The sequence below is a fragment of the Vibrio sp. 1727 genome (assembly GCF_033344415.1).
Taxonomy (GTDB): domain Bacteria; phylum Pseudomonadota; class Gammaproteobacteria; order Enterobacterales; family Vibrionaceae; genus Vibrio; species Vibrio alginolyticus.
The window spans coordinates 1-586 of the sequence record NZ_JAWPOT010000470.1; the positions used below are offsets into that span (position 1 = coordinate 1).

1 tRNA gene and 1 rRNA gene are annotated in these 586 nt (G+C 41.5%); both read right to left on the reverse strand.

Features of this window, described 5'->3' with window-relative positions:
- Positions 1 to 344: 344 nt before the first annotated feature.
- Positions 345 to 420 (reverse strand) — tRNA-Glu (locus tag R8O10_RS26410).
- A gap of 89 nt (positions 421 to 509) precedes the next feature.
- A 16S ribosomal RNA gene (locus tag R8O10_RS26415) occupies positions 510 to 586 on the reverse strand; the annotation flags it as partial.

The following is a 586-nucleotide window of genomic DNA, read 5'->3' on the forward strand; positions in this document are numbered from 1 at the left end:
TCGCCTCTGACTGCCAAGGCATCCACCGTGTACGCTTAGTCACTTAACCATACAACCCGAAGGAGTTTCGAGTTGATAATCAAATCACCAAAGTTGTCTCTCATTATTTGAATGAGCGAGAGACATATCGATTTTGCCGGACTCAATTTCGAATAATCACTGTAAAAGTGATATTCCCAAGAACACTTGAATGTGTTTTTTGGTGTTTGTCTTAAAGACAAACATTGAGAACTTTACAAACAACAATAAATTGTTGTTTTGTCAGCTTTCCAAATTGTTAAAGAGCTAATCACTTCTAATGAAGTAACCATTTTTAAAAACTCTCAATAGAGAATGTTTAAAGATGGTATCCCGTAGGGGAGTCGAACCCCTGTTACCGCCGTGAAAGGGCGGTGTCCTAGGCCTCTAGACGAACGGGACACTAAGTGAACATCTTGGGGGATGTTCTATCTCTTAAACTTCATAAACCGTATCAATCTGTGTGAACACTCATCGCAATAATCATCGTTTAAGGAGGTGATCCAGCGCCAGGTTCCCCTAGCGCTACCTTGTTACGACTTCACCCCAGTCATGAACCACAAAGTGG